Below are 22,429 nucleotides of genomic sequence, written 5' to 3'. Positions count from 1 at the left end.
CATGTTGTTGACCTATACGTAAAGTTGACGTATAGGTCAAGAGAAATGCAGCCTCCATTCCCTTTCGCCCGATCGGGAATGACGGATCGCGCCTCATCTAATCACGTTTTTCCGGCGTGCCAAAGCGAACGCCCATGTCAGGTGGGATGATTGCGGGCTGGCGCCGATCACTCGTCGGAGGTCGCGGCCCCCGTGGGCAGTGCGCGCAGTCGGTTCCGCAACCGCTCGATCTCGTCAAGAAGATCGAGAACGAGCGCCACACCCGGCGTGTTGAGGCTCAAGTCGCGCTCCAGCCTTTTGGCTTTGGCAACTCGCATGATGCTCGCCGCTGCAAACCGCTGACCGGTTTTGCCCCGTCCCGAAATCGGGTCGATCACGCCATGTGCCACGAGCGCTGTCACCCAGCCTTCTTCCACCTGACACGCGATGCAGATTTCTTCCAGCGTACAGACGGCGCCGCTCTCGGCAATTTCCGATTGCGCGGTGTGCATGTCTTTCTCTTTGCTCACGACGCACCTCCAAACTTTGCGCGTGGATCGAACGTGGAAAAGCCTTTGGCGAAAGTCTCGTATGCTGTCTTTGCATCGGGATCGCTTGCAGGTGGCAACACGAGCTTCAGCACTGCGTAAAGATCGCCAGGCTCTGAAGCAGGAATGCCTCGGCCCTTGACGCGCAGCTCGCGCCCTGGCGACGAACCAGCCGGTATCTTCAACATAATGTCACCGGAGGGCGTCGGCATCTTCACGCTTCCTCCCAAAGCTGCTTCCCAGGGAGCAACCGGAAGCTCGACATAGAGGTTTTTGCCATCGGGACGATAGACTGCATCTGGCTTGAACTGAACTTCGAGATAGAGATCGCCGGCGGGAAGCCGCCCCTGCCCTGGTCCGCCCTGCCCCTTCAACCGGATATGCTGACCTTCGACCACACCCTTCGGGATCCGCACGTTCAAGGTGCGGTCGCGAACCGACACATGCCCTTCGGCATCGAGTTCCGGCACCCGCAATGAGATCTGTCGCGTCGCACCCGAAAAGCTGTCGCGCAAGTCTATGAGCACTTTGGCGTGACGGTCTTCGCCCCGGGCGTGGAATTCGTGCGGCGCGCCGTGCGACTGCCACGCGCCTCCACTACCTGCCCCCATCCCTCCAGCGCGACGGGAGCGGCCAAACAGACTTTCGAAGAAATCGCTAACGTCGGCGTCACTCGGACCGGAGGATGCGCCCGAATACTCAAAGCCCGCATCCCATCCCGGCGGCGGACGGAATTCCTGTCCCGCCTGCCAGTCTTTGCCAAGCTGATCGTAGGCGGCCCGCTTCTCGGGATCAGACAGGACGTCGTTGGCCTCGCCGACCTCCTTGAACTTGGCCTCCGCACCTTCCTCCTTGTTCACGTCGGGATGGTATTTGCGAGCCAGCTTTCGAAACGCGCGTTTAATGTCGTCTTGGGTCGCGTCGCGCTCGACACCCAAAATTTTATAATAGTCCTTGTACTCCATGGCCCATCCTTGAAACGCGGCGCGACGTTACACCGGCGAACAAGGCCCTATTGGGCCTTGCCTGCTGTTGCCTGCACGTCCTTCGCAAACAACGTGTTTGTGAAGCTCTCATACCACGCTGCGCTCTCGTTATAGGTCTCGCGGCGAAGCTCCGCACTCTCTCCGGGCTTCGACACGAATGAATCGTGCGGATCAAGATGCGGTTTGCCGTCCTTCATGCCCGCCGTGTAGTCCGCGCCAATCTTGGCGCTGTTCTCAGGCGCCAGCATCGACCAGCAGGTGTTACGATACTTGCCCGACGTGCGTGGCTTGCTCGTCAGGTCCGCAACGATGTCTGCCGCGACCACCGCCCCTTGGCTTGAAGCCGCATAGGCTGACTTGGGCATATCGGTGGCGATAGCCGCGTCTCCCAGGACGTAAACATCCTTCACCTTGGCAGATGAGAAGTTCTCGGCATTGATCGTGCACCAATCGCCTTCGGTGCAGCCTGCGATCTGCGCGATGCTACCAGCCTTTTGAGCGGGAATGATGTTGGCGACCGCGGCGCGTTCCGTCCGGCCAGATTTGGTCGTCACATCGCCGGTCGATGGATCGACTTTCACGACCGCATAATCGTCGATCTCATTGGTGAGATTCACCTCGATGATGCCCTTGTAGTATTCGGCGAATGCCTCCTCGAACACACCCTGCTTTGAAAACGTCTTCTTCGCGTCGAACAAGATGAGCTTCGACTTCGGTTTTCGCGTCTTAAGGAGGTGCGCGATCATGCACGCGCGCTCATAAGGTCCGGGTGGGCAGCGATAGGGATTGCCGGGTATGGCCATTACGACAACGCCACCATCGCTCATGCTCAAAAGTTTCTCTTTCAGCAGGACCGTCTGAGGTCCCGCTTGCCAAGCGTGCGGCATGATCTCTGCCGCTTCTTTCGAGTATCCTTCGATGCTGTCGTACTTGATGTCGATGCCCGGCGCGATCACAAGCCGATCGTAGGGAAGCTTCGATCCCTTCGACAGGCTCACGGTCTTGCCCGCCGTGTCGATACCCGTTGCGGTATCGTGCACCACGCGGATGCCGCGACGGACGAGGCCGTCATAGTTGTGCGTGATGGATTCGAACGAACGGAAGCCGCCGATAAACAGGTTCGAATAGAAGCACGTTGTGTATGCTTCCTTCGGCTCAATCAGCGTCACGTCAATTCCAGGGTCAGCCGTCTTGATCTGATTGGCGACGGTCGCGCCACCCGGACCACCGCCGATGATCACGACTTTCGCTGCGCCCTGCGCAAGTGCGGGTCGTGCGAGACCCGCCGAAAGCACGATTAAACCCGCACCCGCGGCGAATTCCCTGCGGTTCATGCTCATCTCGAAACCCTCGCTCCCTGGATTTGTTTTTTGGTGCGTAGGCAGCCGCAAGCAATGGACCGCCTCGTGCCTCTATTTTGTCAGGAAATAAATCCTTTGTAACTAGAGACAACGCAAACTTATGTTCTATAAGGCAGATAAAGCAGGTTGGCGGCCAAACGGGGAGGTCGGCGCAAATCTCGCATGACGACGAACGCTAAAGTGCACCTAACGATCAGCGTCCTGAATCGTAGAAGCCTGCTGATCACGGGCGGTGCAGCCATGTTTCTGCATCCGCTGCTCGCTGCTGCACAGGACGCAGCGCCACAGGCGATGGAGCGCAGCAAGATCTTCGAAGAAGCTTACGCCATGCTTACGGCTGGCGGAACACCGCTCGAAGGCAAGGTGACCCTTGAGCTTCCTGAAATTGCCGAGAACGGCAACTTCGTGCCTGTGACGATCACGGTCGACAGCCCGATGACCCCGGAAGACTACGTTAAGACCATCCATCTGCTGTCGACCGCCAATCCCGTGGCCCGCGTCGCCAGCTTTCACCTGTCGCCCCTAAATGGCATCGCTAAGGTGCAAAGCCGGATGCGTCTCGCCAAGACACAGGATGTCATCGCGTTAGCAGTCCTGTCGAATGGCACGTTGGCCGTCGGCAGCTCGACCGTAAAGGTTACTATCGGCGGATGTTCGAGCTGATCTGAGGAGCATTGCATGGCGCCAGCAACCAAGCCGCGGATAAAGATCCCCGAGAGCGCACGCGCTGGCGAGATCATCGAGGTGCGCACGCTTGTCACTCACGTGATGGAAACGGGTAATCGCAAAGACCGTGAAGGCAAGCCGATCCCGCGCGATATCATCAACAGCTTCGTCGCCAAGTATGCCGATCAGGAAGTCTTCCGCGCCGAGCTGGGGCCTGGAATTTCCGCCAATCCCTTCATCGCATTTTCTTTGAAGGTGCCCGGGCCCGGAACGTTCGAGTTTGCCTGGACAGATGACGAAGGCACGACCCTGATCGAAACCGCGCCGCTAAATGTTGTTTGAAGACAGCCAGCCTCTCTCTGCCTGAAAGGCTGTGTGGGTGAAAGACTGTCAGCGAGAAAGAGCCTCAGCGAGACAAACTGGCCACCGCAGCCGCGCAGACGGCCTCGTCTTGAGAGCCTGTTCCACCTGAACATCCGATGGCTCCGACAACGGCGCCCTTGTCCAGCAGCGGAATACCACCGCGCGAGGCGACGACACTTGGCAAAGTCGTCAGGTAGTTGAACGATTTTTTCTGAATGGCCTCTTCGAAAACCTTCGTGGGTCTGCGGAATTTCACAGCCGAAACGGCCTTGGCGATGGCAATGTCTGCCGACGCCAGATTGGCGCTATCCATGCGCAGGAATGCGACCAGCGTTCCACCGCTATCGACAACGGCAATACTCAACGGCCAACCGTGTTTCGTCGCCTCCGAAACGGCTTCCTGCAGCAAGCGCTGTGCAGTCGTGACGGAGATCGGCAGCCCATAGGGTTCTGCGAATGGCAGCTTCTCAGGAATGGCGTCCAACGGATAAGGCGTTGCAGCCGGCTGCTCATCCACTGCGAATGCCGGACTGATCATGGCCGCCGCTGCGACCGCCGCGAGCGCGCTGCCTAGGCGGAGGGTGGTCATCGTTCCTACTCCCAAAGTTCACCAAAAGACCAGCAGACCTTAACCCGTCCCGGCAGAGGTGCCCATAGTTCGCGCGACGGATGCCGCATCTCGCAGGCGCGCAAGTTCAGACCACCTCGGCCTTGTCCTTCAGGAGCTTGAAATTGATCGAGTCCAGCAGCGCCTCGAAACTCGCATCGATGATGTTGGGCGATACACCGACCGTCGTCCAACGCTCGCCTGTTTCCGTGTCGTGGCTTTCCACCAGAACGCGGGTCACCGCCTGCGTGCCGTGCGCGCCCGTCTGCGTCAGGATGCGAACTTTATAGTCGACCAACTCCACATTTTCGATGTGCTTCTGGTATCGGCCCAGATCGCGGCGCAATGCCGTATCGAGCGCATTGACCGGGCCATTACCCTCGCCCACCGACCACAGTGGCTGGCTTTCGCCAGCAATCGAGACCTTCACGGTGGCCTCGGAAACCGTCACGAGCTTGCCGACCGCGTTGTGACGGCGCTCAACCATGACTCGGAAATTTTCTACCGAGAAGTAGCGCGGCACCGTCTCCAGCATCCGCCGGGCAAGCAGCTCGAAGGAGGCCTCGGCCGCTTCGTAGGCATAGCCTTGATCTTCGCGCAACCGCACTTCTTCCAGAAGTGCGGCGATCTTTGGATCGTCCTTGTCGGCTGTGATGCCGAGTTTATCGAGTGACGATAGGATGGAGGAGCGCCCGCCCTGTTTGGACACAAGGATGCGGCGCTCGTTGCCGACGCTTTCGGGGGCGACGTGCTCATAGGTTTGCGGATCCTTGAGCAACGCCGACGCGTGAATTCCCGCTTTTGTCGCGAACGCGCTTTCGCCGACATAAGGCGCATGGCGATTGGGCGCGGCATTGAGAATTTCGTCCAGGACCCGGCTTGCATGAGTTAGCACGCGCAGGCGCTCAGGCGTGACGCGCGTTTCGAAAGCGTCCGCGAATTCGCTCTTCAGCAGCAACGTCGGGATGATGGAGGTCATGTTGGCGTTGCCGCAACGCTCTCCAAGACCGTTCAACGTTCCCTGGATCTGACGGCATCCAGCGCGTACCGCCATCAATGTGTTGGCGACGGCGTTCTCGGTATCGTTATGAGTGTGGATGCCCAGGTTCGCACCCGGCACGTGCCTGGTCACATCGGTAACGATGCGTTCCACCTCGTGAGGCAGCGTGCCACCGTTGGTGTCGCACAGAACGATCCAGCGCGCGCCTGCTTCGTATGCCGTCTTGGCAACAGCCAGCGCGTAGTCGCGATTGCCCTTGTAGCCGTCGAAGAAATGCTCGCAGTCGATCATTGCCTCGCGCTGCGTCTCGCGAATGGCCTCAACCGATTGCGCGACGCTTTCGAGGTTTTCCTCGTTGGAAATGCCTAGCGCCACGCGCACGTGATAATCCCACGACTTGGCGACGAGACAGATGCTGTCCGACTTGGCCTGCAACGTTGCCTGCAAGCCAGGATCGTTGGAGACGGATCGCCCTGCCCGCTTGGTCATGCCAAAGGCGGTGAACCGCGCCGACTGGAGTTTGGGCGCCTGCGAGAACAGTTCGGTGTCCGTAGGATTGGACCCCGGATAGCCGCCCTCGATGTAATCGAGACCCAGATCGTCAAGCACGGTGATAATGCGCCGCTTGTCGGCAATCGAGAAATCGACCCCCGTAGTCTGCGCACCGTCGCGCAGAGTTGTATCGAACAGGTAGAGGCGGTCCTTCGACATAGCGGTCTCGAAACTACTTTTCTTTGAGCGGCACGTCCCATCGCCAGGATGGGCTGCCGGATACGCGGGTTGCGCTCTTCCGTCCGGCCCAGAGGGGACGCGACTATTTTACGGGCTTTGCGTTAACACGCCGGACGGCTCAAGGCGTAAATTTCACCGATTTCCGGGCAACGTGTCGCAATTTTACTAGCGTTTCTTTTCAGTGCGCCTTGGACTTGGGTGCATCTTGCGCCTTGAGGGGCTTGGTCATGGTCGTGTTGGTCAGCCATAAGTCTCCGACCGGAACCGAGTTTCGCCGCACCGGCGCATAGCCGCGACCCTCGAAAAATAAGATCGCCGTCTCGCTCGCATCGGTGGCAATGGCCTCGGCCCCGCGCGCCGCCGCGATCTTTTCGAGGGCGTCGCACAGGGCGGTCGCCACACCCTCACCTGCGTGGTGGGGATGGACGTACAGCATGTCCAGCACCTTGTTGTCCTTCAGCGAAGCAAATCCGAGGTATTCACCTTCGACATGAATGACGAGCGTCGTGGCGCCCGCAAGCCTCCTGCCGAATGCGGCGGCATCCTCGGCGAGCGAAATCCAAGCGAGCCGCTGATCCTCGTCGTAGTCGTCCTGCGTCAACTCCTCGATCGATTGAGCGAACAGATCACGCAACGCCATGGTGTCGGCGGGTAGAAACGGGCGAAGGGGATAGTCTGTCATTGCCAAATGTCACCCCAAGAACTCACATCAAGCCACCAAACCGCAAAGCATATGAACAGCACTACGATAGCTCCGGAAAGCAAATGCAGGAACCATGTCAAAGCGGCGGCGGCCCAAACCATTTTTCTTGGCAAATCCGGCTCATTTAATGCCTCCTCACGCGCGTACTTTGCGCCGACATTCGCGCCAACGAGGATCAATCCTAAGTAGTAGCCCGCGGCGGCAAGTATCATTGCCTTTGCAACGACAGCAAGCGACGCACTACTCACCGAGCAACCTCCCAGGTAGCCTCGATCTCACCGCCATAACTGTCATCCCAGGGCGTGTCCCTGGGATCCATCAGGCCACAAGAGCTGACGCTGGAAGTAAGTCGATGAATGGATCCTCGGCACAAGGCCGAGGATGACAATGGGAGGGCGCAGGCAGACCTCACCGCGCAACCTCCCATGTCGTGACGATCTCGCCGGTCTTGGGGTCCTTCGAATCCTTCAGCGCGACGCCCATGGCGGCAAGTTCATCGCGAATACGGTCACTTTCGGCAAAGTCCTTGCGCTTGCGCGCGTCGAGACGTGCTGCGATCAGCGGGGCCACGCGGTCGGCCATAGCGCCCGCGACTTCCGCCTGCTTTTCGGCCTTTGCGCGTAACGTTTCCCCAGAAAACCCAAGGAAGCGCAGCGTATCGCCGAGCGTCGATCCCCCTGCATTGGCCAACTTGTGAAGCTCTGCAATCGCGGCGGGTGTATTGAGGTCATCGCTCAAGACTTCAATCACAGAGGGGGCGGGAACCGTGTCAGTGCTTGCGTCGATTGCAGGTTTCCAGACATCAAGGATACGGGCACTCTCTTCCAGGCCCTTCTTGGTCCAGTCGATAGGCTGACGATAGTGCGTGCGCAGCATGTTCAAGCGCAGCACCTCTCCGGGCCATCCGTCTCCAAGCAACTCATGAATAGTGATGAAGTTGCCGAGCGACTTGGACATCTTCTCGCCTTCCACCTGCAGGAAGCCGTTGTGCATCCACACGTTTGCCATCACGTGCGTGCCGTGCGCGCAGCGCGACTGTGCGATTTCGTTTTCATGGTGCGGGAAGGTCAGGTCGATGCCGCCGCCGTGAATATCGAACACCTTGCCCAAGTGCTTCCAAGACATCGCCGAGCATTCGATGTGCCAGCCGGGACGCCCCGGCACCTTGATACCTGCCGGTGAAGGCCACGCCGGTTCGCCGGGCTTCGACGGCTTCCACAGCACGAAGTCCATCGGGCCTTTCTTGTAGGGAGCCACCTCGACCCGTGCGCCTGCCTCCATCTCCTCCAGCGAGCGGTTCGACAGTCGGCCGTAGTCTGGCATGGAGGAAACATCAAACAGCACATGGTCGGCAGCGACATACGCATGGCCGTTCTTCACCAGTGCGTCGCACAGCTCGACCATTTCGATGATGTGCTCGGTCGCGCGCGGTTCAACGGTCGGCGGGAGCACACCAAGAGCGGCGATGTCCTTGTGGAATTGCGCCGCCGTCTCCTCGGTCAATTTTCGGATGGCGATTTCAGGGGCAAGATCGGGATAGCGCTCGGCCGCCCGCGCGTTGATCTTGTCGTCCACGTCGGTGATGTTGCGCACGTAGGTAACGTGTTCGGGGCCGTAGATGTGTCGCAACAGACGGAACAGCACGTCAAACACGATCACAGGGCGCGCGTTTCCGATGTGGGCGTAGTCGTAAACGGTAGGACCGCAGACGTACATGCGCACGTTATCGGGATCGATGGGCCGGAACTCACCCTTCTGGCGCGTCAACGTGTTGTAGAGCCTCAAAACCACGGGCAACCTCGGACGTTGTTTGAAATCCGCATGGACGTATGCCGCCGCCTTACATCACCTCGGCGCCGCCAAATCCGCAACGGGCCTTATCGGCTGCCAATTCCTGCCGCGTCAAGGCGCTCAAGGCACTGGAAAAACGCCAAAAGCCGCATTTGCTCCTCATTGACCCCCTATTGGCTGCACTCTAAGTCTGTTTGTGAAGCGGGGGATCTCCCAAAGCCTTGGGACGAGCCTTTGTTGCCGCATCTGGAGGACGCCATTTGAGCGCCAACGAACTGCAATCGCCGCAAGATGATGGGAAGCCGGGCATGATCCGGCGCGGGCATGTGACCCTGCGCCGTCGCGCCGCTCCCGTCGGCCTTGGCGTCGTAGGTTCGCTGGCGATTGGCATCGTAGCGCTCGCAGGTGCGCTTGCGCCTGCCCATGCGCAAAGCTGGTGGCCTTTCGGTGGCAACGATGAGCCGGCCCGTCCAGTTCCGCGTGAGCCAGTCTATCGCCAGCCGCCGCCTGCTCCAGCGCCCCAGGCCCAGCCTCAACCAGGGCCCGATGGAACCAATTGGGCGACAAGGAACCCGATTTGTCTCCAGCTCGAGCAGCGCCTCGTTCAAGAAGGCCAGAAGGGCAGCCAGTCGCGTGATGCGCTTGCGCAGGTCGAGGCTGAGCGCAATCAGGTCGATCGGGCCTTCAATGTCGGCGCCAGCAAACTTGACGCCAATTGTTACGAGACGTTCCTATTCACCCGCTCGTTCCGCAACACGCCCCAGTGTAAGGAGCTCGCCAAGCAGGTCGAGGTTTCAAAACGCCGTCTGGCGGAGCTTGAAGCCCAGCGTCAAGATCTGGCCTCCGGCCGCAGCTATCAGGACGACATTATCCGCGAGCTTGCCCGCAACAATTGCGGCGCCAATTACGCCGACCAGGCACGCCGCCGCGACAACAGCGGTATGTGGAGCGAGGAAGGCGAGATCAGCACCAACAACTGGACGCCCTATGGCTCAACGGGAGAAACCTATCGAACGGTCTGCGTGCGTCTGTGCGACGGCTACTATTTTCCAGTTAGCTTCTCCACGCTGCCGAGCCACTTTGCGCAGGATGCGGAGGTTTGCTCGTCGAAGTGCGCCGCGCCCGCGCAGCTCTATTACTACCGTAATCCCGGCGGCACCATGGATCAGGCTGTTGCGCTCCAAACCAGCGACCCCTACACGAAGCTGAAGTCGGCATTTCGCTATCGCAAGGAATACGTTAACGGTTGCTCGTGCAAGGAAGCCGAGTTCGTCCCGACCACGACGGCGGCCGATCAGAAGGCCGAAACCGGAAAGTCCCAGCCGATTACCACCGGCTCAACTACGGCTGCACCGCCCCCAGCAGCGCCCCCCTCGAACCAGGAGGGTGCGCAGTCCTCAGGCTGGGAAGCACAGTCCATTCCCCCATCGGAGGGCGATTGACGACGGCATTCGCCCGCTCCATACCCGGCCAGCCTTGCCCATTCGCACCGGTCTAACGCCTTCAGAACCCCAGCATTCACCGGCCATCTCGCCGCGGCGTGTAGGGTTTACGCAGCCGCCCCGCCTAAGCTGAGACGGGACGGATGCGACCTCTTGCAGCCGCACCGGATGAGTGAATTGCCTTTCAACGGCTTCGCAACATATACTTTTCAGCTTGGGCGTTCTTAGATTCAGTGTGCCAACAGCAGATGCCGGCGATTAAACAAGCAAAATTCTCGGTCGGCGATGTCGTGCGCCACCGCTTCTTTCCGTTCCGTGGACTGATCTTCGACATCGACCCCGTTTTTGCCAACACGGAGGAATGGTGGTTGGCCATTCCTGCCGAGATCAGGCCGCGCAAGGATCAGCCCTATTATCATATCTATGCTGAGAACTCGGAGACGGTATACGTCGCCTACGTTTCGGAGCAAAACCTCCTGCCCGACGAATCTGCCGAGCCCTTACGCCACCCTGATATTCCCGACCAATTCATCCGTGACGCTGAGGGACGCTATCGGACGCGCGAGAAGGCCCATTAGACGGTCGACTGGCCGTCAGGAGCGCCACCTCGCCAACAGCAATTGAGCCAACTGCAATAAGTGCGCGCCGTACTCGCGTTCCCCAGCCTGAAGGATTGAAGCCAATAAAAAACCGCCCCGGCGCGAGCTGGGGCGGTTAAAGTCGTCCGGGGACGTGACTACTTCTTGGCAGCGGGCTTAGCGGTGGAACCCGTCGTTGCAGGAGCGTCACCGCCGGTCGTGTTTGCGCCCGGCAGATTGCGCATCGCAGCCGCCTTCTCTTCCTGATCCTTACGATACTGGTCTGCAAGCTGAGCCTGACGCTCGCGGATCTGCTTCATCAGCTGGCTGCGAGCATCGGCGTATGCCTTGTTGTCGATGGGAGGGCCGGCGTAAGCGTCGGAGAAGCCATCAAGCGGAACAGGGAAGCCGATCGGCTGAGCATTCGCGTTCATCGCGACGACCATCATGCCGCCACCGGTCTTCATCTGTTCGATGATATCGGCAGTGGCTTCAGTTTCTGCAGTGCAGCCTGCCGGATGGCAGAGCGAGAACTTCAGCTCGACGGGCTTAAGCAGTTTGTCGTCAACTTTTTCGTTCTTGGAAACAGCGCCCCACTGCTCCTTCGTGTAGACCGCAGCGCGGATACCTGGCGGAATAGCCATGCCCAGCGGCACCATTACCATCAGAGACTTCTTCTCCTGGCCTTCGACCTCACGGATCGCGGCGGAGACGAGAACCATGCCGGTATTGCCGTCGAGACGCTCATGGTGGGTCAGGCAGAGGTTCTTTTCTTCCTTAACTTCTTTGCCGTCCTTATCCTTCTTGACCAGCGGAGCCTTCTCACAGAGCTTCACCCAGGCGCTCTTGTTACCCTCGGCAGCAGCAGCGGCTTCTGGACCGCCAACCGTCGCGCCAGCCTTTGTTGACGGCTTGGCGGCAGCCGTCGCAGGCTTGGCCGCGGGCTTTGCGGCAGGCTTGGTCGCCGCCGGCTTGGCAGCGGGCGCCGCCTTCTGATCTTGGGCAAGGGTCGGTGACGTTGAAACAAGTGCTGCAAGGGCCAAAGCCCCCCCGATGCGCAAAACAGCGTTTGTCATGAAGTCAAAATTCCTTGTGCTTACGAGCCGGACTACAATTCCGCCTCAACCCCTCTCAACCCGCCATGAGACTCTCGGCACGGGCCCAGCGCCTTCAAGACGCCTTCAAGCTTGGGCAGTAAGGCTCGGATTGCGGCAATCCCGTGACGTCCGTAAATCAAGATCGGGGAGGATATGAGTCGTGAGCGGGATTCGTGACAATCGGGCAACTGCGACAGACTGACGAAGGTCGCGGAGTGTAAAGTAGGAACATTTCCACGCCGCTTCCCGCAAACGGCACAGGTGCAGGATTTAATTGTGAAAATACGACCCGCCTACCCGCTACGGACGATCAATATGCGGCGGCTCACATTAACTCTAATCGCGTTTTTTAGTACTTGCGGACCGCTGTGCGCCGAGCCCCGGACCTCTGTCGCGATGCACGGCACACCCAAACTTGCGGCGGGCTTTGATCATTTGCCCTACGTGAACCCGGACGCGCCAAAGGGCGGACGGATCAGACTGGGCAACCTGGGAAGTTTTGACAGCGTCAATCCCCTCATCATCAAGGGCGAGCAGGCCGCCGGTGTGCGCGAATTCAGCATTGAGACGCTCATGGCCCGCGACCTCGACGAGCCATTCACCCTTCACGGTCTACTCGCAGAGAGCATCGACATCGCCGATGACCGCAAGAGCGTGGTTTTCGCCATGAACCCCAAGGCGCGGTTTTCCGATCGCTCGCCTGTCACCGTCGATGATGTGTTGTTTTCGTTCGAGATGTTGAAAACCAAAGGCAGGTTGAACCACCGTACCTATTTCGCCAAGGTCGTCTCGGCAGAGCGGCTCTCCGATACCCAGGTCCGCTTCACGTTCGCCGACGCCAGCGATCGCGAGTTGCCCCTCATCCTGGGACTGATGCCCGTCTTCTCAAAGGCTGCGACGAACCCTGATACTTTCGAGCAGACGACCATGACGCCGCTGGTCGGGTCAGGTCCCTATACCATCACGAAGATCGATCCTGGCCGCTCACTCACCTACACGCGCGATTCCGACTATTGGGCCAAGGACGAACCTGTCAGCCGAGGCCGCTTCAACTTCGATGAGATCCAATTCGATTACTACCGAGAATCCACCGCGATGTTCGAAGCCTTCAAGAGCGGCTTGATCGACTTGAGGCTGGAGGAAGATCCTTCCAACTGGGCAGGCAGCTATGAATTTGCAGCCGTGCGCGATGGCCGGATTATCAAGGCGGCCTTCGACATCGGCTTGCCTGCGGGCATGACGGCGCTGGCCTTCAACACGCGCCGCGATGTTTTCAAGAACCCGAAGGTACGGCAGGCGCTCATAATGCTGTTTGACTTCGAGTGGATCAATCGCACGCTTTACAATGGCCTCTATAAGCGAACGGAGAGCTACTTCGAGAGATCTTACCTTTCGAGTGCAGGCAAGCCCGCCGACGCGACTGAAAGATCACTGCTCGCACCCTACGAAGCACGGGTGAAACCGGAAATCATGGCCGGCACTTACAAGTTCGCCGAAAGCGATGGATCCGGCCAGAACCGGGCCAACCAGCGCCTCGCCTTCGACCTGCTGAAGGAGGCGGGCTATGAACTGCAGGGCGGCAAGCTGGTGGACAAAGCGACGGGCAAGCCTCTGCGCTTTGAAATCCTTGCACACAACCAGGTCCAGGAAACCCTCCTGTCGGCCTATGCGCGAAGTCTCGCGCCCCTCGGAATCAACGCGCGCGTGCGCGTGATCGACAGCGCGCAATATCAGCGCCGCTTGAACGCCTACGACTACGATATGATCCAGACCACTTGGGCGTCCTCCCTGTCTCCGGGAAATGAGCAGCTCTTCCGCTGGTCCTCAGCCAATGCGATCGCGCCTGCGACCTGGAACTACGCGGGAGTGCAGAACGACGCGGTCGATGCCATGATCGCGGCACTCCTGGCAGCCGAAAGTGAAGACACGTTCGTTTCGTCCGTGCGCTCCCTCGACCGCGTGCTTCTGTCTGGCGACTACGTCGTTCCGATGTTCTATGTTCCCAATCAGTGGGTCGCCCACTGGGCCCGCCTTAAGCATCCAGACAAGACACCGCTATTCGGCTATGCGCTCGATACCTGGTGGATAGAAGAAAAAAAATGACCATCGCTTATCCGGCCCAACTCAATCTAGCCCAATACTGCCTGGCCAATGCGGTTGCCCAGACGCCCGACAAGGACGCTCTTGTCGTCGTTCGCGATGCCGCAACCGGCGAGCCGCATGAGAGATGGACGTTCGCAGAACTTGAAGACTGCGTATTGCGCGTTGCTGCTGGCTTGCAGGATGCCGGCTTAAAGCAAGGCCAGAGGCTCCTCATCCGGCTCGACAATACCAGCACGTTTCCAATCTTATTCCTGGGCGCCATCGCTGCTGGAATTGTCGCCGTGCCAGCCTCCAGCCAGCTGACCGCGGAGGAAGCTTCCTTCCTGCTGTCGGATTGCGAGGCCAATGGGGTTGCGCTTGCGCCGCACCTTCCACGCGGGGACATTCCCAAAGATATTCAGGTGCTCGGCGAAGAAGAAGTGCGCGCGATGATGCACTTTGAAAGACGCGCCGCCTATGCCAAAACCGCTGCCAACGATCCGGCCTATTTGCTCTACACATCGGGCACTACCGCGCGCCCTAAAGGCGTGGTCCATGCACACCGCGTCGGCCCGGGACGCTCGCCGACCTACCAGAGCTGGTATGCCATCACGCGCGATGACCGAATGCTCCATGCCGGCGCCTTCAACTGGACCTACACTTTGGGCACGGGCCTCATCGACCCCTGGGCCAATGGCGCAACGTCAATCATTTTTGACGGCGAGAAGCGTCCGGAGGTGTGGCCCAGGCTAATACGCCAGACACGCGCCACGCTGTTTGCCGCGGTTCCAAGCCTGATCCGTCAGATCCTCAAGTATGCGCCACCGGGCCACATCGATCTTGGCCACCTACGCCATGCCCTGATTGCCGGGGAGAAACCTCCCGAAGATCTGTTTGACGCTTGGCGCGAGCGCACCGGACTTGAACTCTACGAAGCGCTCGGGATGAGCGAGATCTCGACCTACATCTCCACCAGTCCTCGCGTCCCGCGACGGCCCGGCACAGCGGGAAAACCGCAATCCGGGCGACGGATCGCGATACTCCCAGTCGACGAAGGCGAAACGCCTTTGCCTGCCGGCCAGGAAGGCCTCATTGCGGTTCATTGTTCCGACCCCGGCCTCATGCTCGGCTACTGGAAGAGGCCCGACGAGGAAGCGGAAGTGTTTCGCGGCGAGTGGTTTCTCGGTGGCGACCTCGGCATCATGGATCAAGATGGCTACGTCACCCACACCGGCCGCGCCAACGACATCATGAAGGCGCTCGGCTACCGCGTTTCTCCGCAAGAGGTGGAAGCCGCGTTAGCTTTATGTCCAGGGGTGGCGGAAGTCGCTTGCACCGAGGTCCAAGTGCGCGCCGACGTTTCCGTCATCGGGGCCTTCATCGTCATTAAGCCGGGCGCGACTCTTGACGCCGACACTGTCAAGGCGTTCGCCGCCGTCCACCTCGCGGGATATAAGTGCCCGCGCGAAGTCGAATTCGTAGATGCGTTGCCACGCACCGCCAACGGCAAAATCAAGCGCAACGCGTTGTGTGCGATGCGGGCACATGTGCCAGCGGTCTGATCGGCATCAGTTCTAGCACCTGACGACGCAGACGACTTAAAGCATTCTTCACGATCGTCCCATTAGGCTATGCGGATAGGCGTTCAGCGCAAAATCCATTCGAGCCAAGTCATGTTCACAGCCTGGAAGAACGAGACCGCTTTCGATCTCGCACCGAAGCCCGCGGCCCCTGCAGCGAGTGCCCCCACGCAAGTCGTTACATCGCACAAGGTCGATGAAGTTGGCAAAGCCGATGCCCCCAAGGATGCCTATTCGATTATCAACGAATGGCTGACCATGCGTGGCGAGCTGGAAAGCGATGGCGACATTCTTGTGAAGGGTCGTGTCGACGGAAATCTGCGCTGCCGAATGCTGATCATCGACAAAGGCGCCCGCGTCGAAGGCACGATTGAGGCGCAGGACGTCGTTGTGCGCGGTTGCGTGCGCGGCACTATCCGTACCAGGCGCATATTTTTGGAGAAGACCGCTGTCGTTGATTGCGACATCTTCCAAGAGAGTTTTGGGGCGGAAGAAGGCGCTCAAGTCAGGGGAACTTTGCGTCGCTCAGAAGATGAGGCTAAAGCGACAATCGTGCCGGTGAGACGTACGGCCGCTCTCGCCACTGTTGCGGAAAAGAGCGTGACAGAGCTTTTCCGCGACGCCAACAAAGTATCGCAGGCGAGTGCCAAACCATCGAGCACTCTTTACAACATGCTCAATACCGCGCGCGTGGCGAACGGTACTGCGCGCGGCGCTTAAGTTCTCACGCCCCGGGCCCACCATAGTCCCGCGATAGTTCAGGCTGCCTTCTTGGCTTTGTTGGCAAGGTCGGCAAACTGCTGCACGAGCGCACGCACACCCTTCAGACGCGCTTCTGGCAAATCCCAGTCAGCCTTTTGCACGAGCCGCTGATCGGGCATGACCTTCAACGAGCCGCGAGAAGCCTGCACAAGCTGGATGAGGCCTTCAGGGTTGGCAAAGGTGTTCCGATAAAGCGTAATGACAGCGCCCTTTGACCCAGCGTCAACCTTGGCGATGCCCGCCGCACGGCAAAGACCCTTGACCTCCATGACGTCGAGCAGATGGCCGACCTCTTCCGGCATCTCGCCGAACCTGTCCACCAACTCGGCGGCAAAGGCGTCAATGTCGGTGCGCTTCTCCAGTCCGGCCAGACGGCGATAGAGCCCAAGCCGCAATTGAAGATCCGTTACATAGGTCTCCGGAATGAGGATCGACATTCCGAGCTGGATTTCCGGGCTCCACTTGTCGGCAGCCTCCTCCAAGTCCCCGCCCTTCATGGCAGCGACGGCTTCCTCCAGCATCGACTGATAGAGCTCGAAGCCAACTTCTCTGATATGTCCCGACTGCTCCTCTCCAAGCAGATTGCCCGCGCCGCGAATATCGAGATCGTGCGATGCGAGCGAGAACCCAGCGCCCAGCGTATCGAGCGACTGAAGAACCTTCAGACGCTTTTCCGCACCCTCCGTCAGCTTCTGGCCGGGCGGTGTCGTGAAATAGGCATAGGCGCGCGTCTTGGAGCGACCGACACGGCCCCGCAACTGGTAAAGCTGCGCCAAACCGAACATATCGGCGCGATGCACGATCAATGTGTTGGCGTTCGGCACATCGAGTCCGGACTCCACGATGGCCGTGGACAACAGAATGTCGTACTTGCCCTCGTAGAACGCGGTCATGACGTCTTCCAGTTCGGTTGGCGTCATCTGCCCGGTGGCGCGTGCGAACGTCAGGTCTGGCACCGTCTCGCGCAGAAATTCGGCTACGTCATCCAGGTCGGAGATGCGAGGCGCAACATAGAATGTTTGTCCGCCACGGAAGCGTTCGCGCCGCAGCGCTTCCTTCAAGATGACCGGATCGAACGGCGATATAAAGGTGCGCACGGCAAGGCGGTCCACGGGCGGCGTCGTAATGAGTGACAGCTCCCGGACACCCGTCAACGCCAGTTGCAGCGTACGCGGGATCGGTGTCGCCGATAGGGTGAGGACGTGAACGTCCTCACGCATCTTCTTCAAACGTTCCTTGTGATTGACTCCAAAGTGCTGCTCCTCGTCGATGATGAGCAGCCCCAATCGTGCGAACTCTATCTGCTTTCCAAGCAGAGCGTGCGTTCCAACGACAATATCGACGCTACCGGATTTGACACCCGCTTTGACCTCAGAAAGTTCCTTTGGTCCGACCATCCGCGAGGCTTGCGCGACTGTAATGGGCAGGCCCTTGAACCGGTCCGAGAAGGTGCGGAAGTGCTGACGTGCAAGCAACGTCGTCGGTACGACAACCGCAACCTGCAAACCATTCATGGCGGCGACGAATGCGGCGCGCAGAGCAACTTCCGTCTTGCCAAAACCCACATCGCCGCACACCAGCCGGTCCATGGGTTTGCCGGCGCCCAAATCCTCGATGACGGAGTCAATACTTGCCGCCTGATCCTCGGTCTCCTCGTAAGGGAAACGGGCCACGAATTCATCGAGCGCGCCAACGGGCGCCTGCAGTACCGGCGCTTCGCGCAATTGCCTCAAGGCCGCGATCTTGATCAACTCGTTGGCGATCTCGCGCAGCCGCTTCTTCAACCGCGCCTTGCGCGACTGCCAAGCAACGCCGCCTAGCTTGTCGAGTTGTCCGTCGCCCTCGTCCGCGCCATAGCGCGTGAGCAACTCAATGTTCTCGACCGGCAGGAACAGCTTATCGCCGCCCGCATAATGCAACTCAAGACAATCATGCGGCGCGCCAAGTGCGGTGATGATCTGCAGCCCCGCAAAACGTCCGATACCGTGATCGGCGTGCACCACGAGATCACCGATCGACAGGCTCGTCGCTTCGGTCAAAACGTCGGCAGCCTTGCGTTGGCGCTTTCTCTGGCGCACTAGGCGATCGCCAAGGATGTCTTGCTCAGCGATGACAGCAAAGTCTGGCGTTTCGAAGCCCTGTTCCAGACCCAGCACAGCAAATGCCGTGTGGCCCGGCCTCAATGCCAAAACTTCCGTGAAATTCTCCACCTTGGCGGTGTCTTTCAAGCCATGATCGTGCAGCAGCGATAGCAAACGCTCGCGTGCACCCGGCGTCCAGGCGGCAAGAATTACGCGGCGCTGGCTGGCGTGAAGGTGCGCAATATGGCGAACGACAGCATCAAACAGATTGCCGTCAGGATCAGCCCGCTCGGCCGCGAACGTCCGCCCCCCGCGGCCGTGCATGCCGTAAACATTTGAGGCGGCCGGATCTTCAAACGGCGTTAGCCGCGTGATGTCACGGGTCGCAAGGGCATGAGCCCAATCCTTGCCATCGAGAAACATTCGGTCTGGTGGAACCGGCTTGTACGGTGGCGCGCCAAAGCGCTGCCCTTCCAGACTGTCGACCCGTGCCTCGTAGTGCTCCTGAATCTGGCGAAACCGCTGTTCGATCGCTTCGTCGGCCATATGGTCGAAACTGACGTTAGCGTTCGGCGCATAGTCGAATATCGTCTCCAACGTCGGATGGAAAAACGAAAGCCAATGTTCCTGGCCCTGATAACGCCGTCCGCTGCTAACGGCCTCATAGAGCGGATCGTCGCCCGTCGCGCCGCCGAACAACTCCACGTAGCGGGTGCGAAACAAGGCCGTCGCGCTTTCGCCGAATGCAACTTCGGAAACCGGCATCAGCGCAAACTTTTGAACCGGCTTCGTGGAGCGCTGCGTTTGCGCGTCAAACGCCTTGATGCTCTCCAGCGTATCGCCAAAGAAGTCGAGACGGATAGGATTGATGCGGCCGGGTGGAAACAGATCCACGATGCCGCCGCGCACCGCATATTCGCCCGGCTCCATGACCGTGCTCGAACGCTGAAAGCCGTATTGCTCCAAACGGCGCTGAAGCTCTCCCATGTCCAGCCGCTGCCCCGGTGCAATCGGCTTGAAAGCCCCACGCACGAACGCGCGCGGCGGCAGGCGTTGGAGCACCGCGTTGACGCTCGTGACGATGACGGCGGGTTCCTTGAGCGAGCCGATGACAAGACGACCTAGCGCCATAATCCGCTTGGCAACCAGCTCCGCATTTGGGCTCACGCGGTCGTAAGGGACGGTATCCCAGGCGGGGAACGAAATTACCTTGAGCTCCGGCGCAAAGAACGCCAGCCCCGCTTCCAATTGATCCATGCGACGGTCGTCGCGAGCAATGTGGATGTGAAGCTTAGGTCCGCCCTGGCGCCCAGCAGTTAGCCCAAGATCGGCAATGACCCTGGCGTCCAAGCCTTCCGGTACGCCCGAGGCTATTGTGCGCGCGCCGCTTTCCTTGCTCATAACTTTGCCCACAACCGCTTCACGACCGGTCCTCAAGACCGTGAAAGCGGCGCATCTTCCTCACAAGACCCTCAAACTCCGGCGAGCCAACCTGCTCAGCGCTGAAAAACCAGCCCTGTAATAAGGGATCGGGCAGTGCCAGGAAGCGTTCGAATTCAGCCAACTCGTCACCCGTCATATCGCCGAGATGCACATCGGCATAGCGCCCAACGAGATGATCCATCTCCTTGGTGCCTCGGTGCATGGCCCTATAGAGTGCGCGGCGCCGGCGCGTGACGACGTCGTCCGTCATGTCCTGTTTCTGCATATTCAATTGTTGTCCGCCGCAGCGGTGGAACGGCTCCAGTGTCAAGCTTGACTGGACCCGTGCGAGCGGTCACTTTTGCGCCCCTGCTGCAGTGGTATAGCGCCACCGGCAGATTCCGCAAATGAGAACAGCAAGCTCTCGCCATGACGACGCATTTTGCCGCGATCGAACGCGCGCCGGGCATCGGCCGCTCAAACCCTGGACGGTAAGCTTTTTCATGCGTCCTTCCGCGCTCAATCCGCTGTTTTCTTCGGCTTTGACCCTGAGCGGCATCGGCCCGCGCACCGTCCAGCTCCTTAAGAAGTGCCTGGAGCTACCACCACAGGCCGTCGAGCCCCGCGTTCTCGATCTGCTCTGGCATCTGCCGACCGGCGTTATCGATCGCAGGGCGGAACCGCTGGTGCGCGATGCGGTCCCTGGAACCATTGTGACCCTTAAGGTACGGGTGCTGAAACACAAGGCACCCCCGCGCGGCAATCACAAGGTGCCCTACAAGGTCACGTGCGAGGACGACTCCGCACGTCTCGATCTCGTGTTCTTCCACGCCGAGCACAAATTCATCGAGCGCCAGTTGCCGGTCGGCGAGATCCGCTACGTATCGGGACGCATCGAGCGCTACGGCGAAACAATGCAGATGTCCCACCCCGACTACATCGTCGCGCCGGAAGCGCGCAGCGATATGCCGATGCTGGAGCCTGTCTACCCGCTCACCGCCGGATTGTCCGGCAAGGTGCTGCAGAAAGCCTCACGGCAAGCCGTCGAGCGTGTGCCAGAATTGCCCGAGTGGCAGGACAAGGGATGGCTGCAGGCTCGCGGATGGATGGGATTCACCGACGCGCTGACCCTGCTGCACAAGCCGCAAGAGCCTGGTGACATTTCACCTGCATCGTTGCCGCGCCAGCGTTTGGCCTATGACGAGTTGCTGGCTGGGCAATTGGCGCTCGGATTGGTACGCCTCAATATGAAGGCGCAGCCTGGACGCTCCGTTAAGGGTGATGGGCACATTAGAAAGCGGATCGCAGCCGCGTTGCCGTTCAAGCTGACAAATTCACAAGTCAACGCGCTAAAGGAAATCGCGGAAGATCTGGCCGCGCCCCACCGTATGCTGCGTCTGCTGCAGGGCGATGTCGGATCCGGCAAAACCGCCGTGGCGCTGATGAGCATGGCAATCGCCGTTGAAACCGGCGCACAGTCTGCTTTGATGGCTCCCACCGAAGTCCTTGCACGTCAGCACCTTGAAACGATTGCGCCGCTTGCCGAAGCCGCCGGGTTGCGCATCGGTTTGTTGACCGGGAGAGAAAAGGGAAAGGGCCGCGAGGAAACGCTGAAACACCTCGCCGCGGGAGATATCGACATCCTAATTGGCACACATGCGCTTTTTCAATCCGACGTCGTCTTCAAGGATCTCGCGTTTGCCGTCATCGACGAGCAACATCGCTTTGGTGTGCATCAGCGCCTCGCACTCCAGGCGAAGGGCGCAGGCGGTGCGACCAACGTCCTAGTTATGACGGCAACTCCGATTCCGCGCACGCTGCTCATGACGCACTACGGGGATCTCGACGTCTCGCGTCTCACCGAAAAGCCCGCAGGGCGCAAACCTGTCGTTACAAAGGCCATTCCCATCGATTCAATGGAGCGTCTGATCGACCGGCTGCGCGTACAGTTGGCGGAAGGCGCTCAGGTCTATTGGGTCTGCCCATTGATCGAAACGTCCGACACCTCAGAGCTTGCGGCCGCCGAAGAACGCCATGCTCATCTCAAACAGATCTTCGGCAATACCGTCGGTCTTCTGCACGGCGCCATGGCAGCCGCCGACAAGGATGAGACCATGGCGGCATTTGCCACCGACAAACTCAAGATCCTGGTCGCGACCACCGTGATAGAAGTCGGCGTCAATGTCCCCAATGCCAATATCATGGTGATCGAACACGCGGAGCGTTTCGGCTTGGCGCAGCTTCATCAGTTGCGAGGGCGGGTGGGGCGTGGCGCACGCGAAAGCTTTTGCATGTTGCTCTACAAAGAACCGCTAGGCGAAACGGCGAAAGCTCGCCTTGAGATGATGGAAAAGACGGAAGATGGCTTCCTCATAGCCGAGAAGGATCTGGAGCTACGCGGCGGCGGTGAAATGCTGGGCTCGCGCCAAAGCGGCATGCCGGGCTTCCGGGTTGCAGAGGTGCCGGGCTTCGAGACGTTGCTTGCGGCAGCGCGCGACGATGCGCGACTGGTCCTGTCCAACGATCCCGACCTCGTATCGCCGCGCGGTCAGGCGCTCCGAACATTGCTTTATCTGTTTGAATGCGATGAAGCCGCACGACTGTTCCGCGCGGCTTGAGTTCTGTCCCTAATCGGCTCAGATAGGGTGC

Annotated in this window: 19 protein-coding genes; 8 read left to right on the top strand and 11 right to left on the bottom strand. The window is 59.7% G+C overall.

All coding sequences use genetic code 11. From position 1 onward, the window contains the following. Positions 1–167: 167 nt before the first annotated feature. The 3 genes from R3D51_15120 to R3D51_15110 are packed head-to-tail and all read right to left on the bottom strand — an operon-like array spanning position 168 to position 2,847. Entirely contained in the window at positions 168–509 is a 342-nt protein-coding gene (locus tag R3D51_15120; GenBank protein MEZ5900813.1) for a chaperone modulator CbpM, read from the bottom strand. Beyond that, positions 506–1,492 (bottom strand): DnaJ C-terminal domain-containing protein, encoded by a 987-nt coding sequence (locus tag R3D51_15115; protein ID MEZ5900812.1) that lies wholly within the window; start codon positions 1,490–1,492, stop codon positions 506–508. Before R3D51_15115 ends, R3D51_15120 begins: the two co-directional genes overlap by 4 nt. Positions 1,493–1,539: 47 nt before the next feature. Continuing rightward, entirely contained in the window at positions 1,540–2,847 is a 1,308-nt protein-coding gene (locus tag R3D51_15110; protein ID MEZ5900811.1) for an NAD(P)/FAD-dependent oxidoreductase, read from the bottom strand. Between the two features lie 189 nt (positions 2,848–3,036). Here R3D51_15110 and soxY point away from each other — a divergent pair, with 189 nt between their 5' ends. Next, positions 3,037–3,537: a thiosulfate oxidation carrier protein SoxY gene (soxY, locus tag R3D51_15105; GenBank protein ID MEZ5900810.1), complete on the top strand. Its 501-nt coding sequence runs from the start codon at positions 3,037–3,039 to the stop codon at positions 3,535–3,537. A 15-nt stretch (positions 3,538–3,552) separates the two neighbouring features. Further along, entirely contained in the window at positions 3,553–3,882 is a 330-nt protein-coding gene (gene soxZ, locus R3D51_15100; GenBank protein MEZ5900809.1) for a thiosulfate oxidation carrier complex protein SoxZ, read from the top strand. A gap of 64 nt (positions 3,883–3,946) precedes the next feature. On the opposite strand, the gene R3D51_15095 is transcribed toward soxZ, so the two are convergent. The 5 genes from R3D51_15095 to cysS form a co-directional block, all read right to left on the bottom strand. Beyond that, positions 3,947–4,492 carry a heme-binding protein gene (locus tag R3D51_15095; protein MEZ5900808.1) on the bottom strand — a complete coding sequence of 182 codons (546 nt, stop codon included), beginning with the start codon at positions 4,490–4,492 and terminating at the stop codon, positions 3,947–3,949. Between the two features lie 106 nt (positions 4,493–4,598). Then, positions 4,599–6,221 (bottom strand): citramalate synthase, encoded by a 1,623-nt coding sequence (gene cimA / locus R3D51_15090; GenBank protein MEZ5900807.1) that lies wholly within the window; start codon positions 6,219–6,221, stop codon positions 4,599–4,601. Between the two features lie 199 nt (positions 6,222–6,420). Then, a complete protein-coding gene (locus R3D51_15085; protein MEZ5900806.1) occupies positions 6,421–6,924 on the bottom strand; it encodes a GNAT family N-acetyltransferase in 504 nt (167 codons plus the stop codon). After that, positions 6,921–7,193: a hypothetical protein gene (locus tag R3D51_15080; GenBank protein MEZ5900805.1), complete on the bottom strand. Its 273-nt coding sequence runs from the start codon at positions 7,191–7,193 to the stop codon at positions 6,921–6,923. Before R3D51_15080 ends, R3D51_15085 begins: the two co-directional genes overlap by 4 nt. Before the next feature lie 160 nt (positions 7,194–7,353). Next, positions 7,354–8,736, bottom strand: a complete 1,383-nt coding sequence (gene cysS / locus R3D51_15075; protein ID MEZ5900804.1) for a cysteine--tRNA ligase — start codon at positions 8,734–8,736, stop codon at positions 7,354–7,356. Between the two features lie 260 nt (positions 8,737–8,996). Here cysS and R3D51_15070 point away from each other — a divergent pair, with 260 nt between their 5' ends. Both R3D51_15070 and hspQ read left to right on the top strand, forming a co-directional pair. Next, positions 8,997–10,178 (top strand): DUF2865 domain-containing protein, encoded by a 1,182-nt coding sequence (locus tag R3D51_15070; GenBank protein ID MEZ5900803.1) that lies wholly within the window; start codon positions 8,997–8,999, stop codon positions 10,176–10,178. A gap of 248 nt (positions 10,179–10,426) precedes the next feature. Further along, a complete protein-coding gene (hspQ, locus tag R3D51_15065) occupies positions 10,427–10,756 on the top strand; it encodes a heat shock protein HspQ (protein ID MEZ5900802.1) in 330 nt (109 codons plus the stop codon). 158 nt (positions 10,757–10,914) lie between these two features. Here hspQ and R3D51_15060 read toward each other — a convergent pair whose 3' ends face one another. Beyond that, positions 10,915–11,832, bottom strand: a complete 918-nt coding sequence (locus R3D51_15060) for an invasion associated locus B family protein (protein ID MEZ5900801.1) — start codon at positions 11,830–11,832, stop codon at positions 10,915–10,917. Between the two features lie 417 nt (positions 11,833–12,249). Here R3D51_15060 and R3D51_15055 point away from each other — a divergent pair, with 417 nt between their 5' ends. The 3 genes from R3D51_15055 (at position 12,250) to R3D51_15045 (ending at position 16,235) form a co-directional block, all read left to right on the top strand. Next, on the top strand, positions 12,250–13,956 hold the full coding sequence (locus tag R3D51_15055; protein MEZ5900800.1) for an extracellular solute-binding protein: 1,707 nt from the start codon (positions 12,250–12,252) through the stop codon (positions 13,954–13,956). Further along, complete coding sequence (locus R3D51_15050; protein MEZ5900799.1) at positions 13,953–15,497, top strand: class I adenylate-forming enzyme family protein; 1,545 nt, start codon at positions 13,953–13,955, stop codon at positions 15,495–15,497. Before R3D51_15055 ends, R3D51_15050 begins: the two co-directional genes overlap by 4 nt. 111 nt (positions 15,498–15,608) lie before the next feature. Beyond that, entirely contained in the window at positions 15,609–16,235 is a 627-nt protein-coding gene (locus R3D51_15045; GenBank protein ID MEZ5900798.1) for a polymer-forming cytoskeletal protein, read from the top strand. 38 nt (positions 16,236–16,273) lie between these two features. On the opposite strand, the gene mfd is transcribed toward R3D51_15045, so the two are convergent. Then, positions 16,274–19,759: a transcription-repair coupling factor gene (gene mfd / locus R3D51_15040; protein ID MEZ5900797.1), complete on the bottom strand. Its 3,486-nt coding sequence runs from the start codon at positions 19,757–19,759 to the stop codon at positions 16,274–16,276. A gap of 19 nt (positions 19,760–19,778) precedes the next feature. After that, positions 19,779–20,066 carry a succinate dehydrogenase assembly factor 2 gene (locus tag R3D51_15035; GenBank protein ID MEZ5900796.1) on the bottom strand — a complete coding sequence of 96 codons (288 nt, stop codon included), beginning with the start codon at positions 20,064–20,066 and terminating at the stop codon, positions 19,779–19,781. 217 nt (positions 20,067–20,283) lie between these two features. Between R3D51_15035 and recG the strand changes: the two genes are divergently transcribed. Further along, a complete protein-coding gene (gene recG / locus R3D51_15030) occupies positions 20,284–22,398 on the top strand; it encodes an ATP-dependent DNA helicase RecG (GenBank protein ID MEZ5900795.1) in 2,115 nt (704 codons plus the stop codon). The last annotated feature ends 31 nt before the right edge of the window (positions 22,399–22,429 follow it).

It is taken from the genome of Hyphomicrobiaceae bacterium, from assembly GCA_041397645.1.
GTDB lineage: Bacteria > Pseudomonadota > Alphaproteobacteria > Rhizobiales > Hyphomicrobiaceae > Hyphomicrobium_B.
The sequence above is the reverse complement of the archived record's forward strand: the minus strand, read 5'-3'. Positions and strand labels throughout refer to the sequence as shown.

Excerpts from the sequence above, each read along its gene's own strand:
- R3D51_15095 (MEZ5900808.1), bottom strand. The coding sequence starts at position 4,492 with ATGACCACCCTCCGCCTAGGCAGCGCGCTCGCGGCGGTCGCAGCGGCG.
- recG (MEZ5900795.1), top strand. The coding sequence starts at position 20,284 with ATGCGTCCTTCCGCGCTCAATCCGCTGTTTTCTTCGGCTTTGACCCTG.
- R3D51_15085 (MEZ5900806.1), bottom strand. The coding sequence starts at position 6,924 with ATGACAGACTATCCCCTTCGCCCGTTTCTACCCGCCGACACCATGGCG.
- cimA (MEZ5900807.1), bottom strand. The coding sequence starts at position 6,221 with ATGTCGAAGGACCGCCTCTACCTGTTCGATACAACTCTGCGCGACGGT.
- soxY (MEZ5900810.1), top strand. The coding sequence starts at position 3,037 with ATGACGACGAACGCTAAAGTGCACCTAACGATCAGCGTCCTGAATCGT.
- R3D51_15045 (MEZ5900798.1), top strand. The coding sequence starts at position 15,609 with ATGTTCACAGCCTGGAAGAACGAGACCGCTTTCGATCTCGCACCGAAG.
- mfd (MEZ5900797.1), bottom strand. The coding sequence starts at position 19,759 with ATGAGCAAGGAAAGCGGCGCGCGCACAATAGCCTCGGGCGTACCGGAA.
- soxZ (MEZ5900809.1), top strand. The coding sequence starts at position 3,553 with ATGGCGCCAGCAACCAAGCCGCGGATAAAGATCCCCGAGAGCGCACGC.
- R3D51_15050 (MEZ5900799.1), top strand. The coding sequence starts at position 13,953 with ATGACCATCGCTTATCCGGCCCAACTCAATCTAGCCCAATACTGCCTG.
- R3D51_15035 (MEZ5900796.1), bottom strand. The coding sequence starts at position 20,066 with ATGCAGAAACAGGACATGACGGACGACGTCGTCACGCGCCGGCGCCGC.
- R3D51_15115 (MEZ5900812.1), bottom strand. The coding sequence starts at position 1,492 with ATGGAGTACAAGGACTATTATAAAATTTTGGGTGTCGAGCGCGACGCG.
- R3D51_15060 (MEZ5900801.1), bottom strand. The coding sequence starts at position 11,832 with ATGACAAACGCTGTTTTGCGCATCGGGGGGGCTTTGGCCCTTGCAGCA.
- R3D51_15055 (MEZ5900800.1), top strand. The coding sequence starts at position 12,250 with ATGCACGGCACACCCAAACTTGCGGCGGGCTTTGATCATTTGCCCTAC.
- R3D51_15110 (MEZ5900811.1), bottom strand. The coding sequence starts at position 2,847 with ATGAACCGCAGGGAATTCGCCGCGGGTGCGGGTTTAATCGTGCTTTCG.
- hspQ (MEZ5900802.1), top strand. The coding sequence starts at position 10,427 with ATGCCGGCGATTAAACAAGCAAAATTCTCGGTCGGCGATGTCGTGCGC.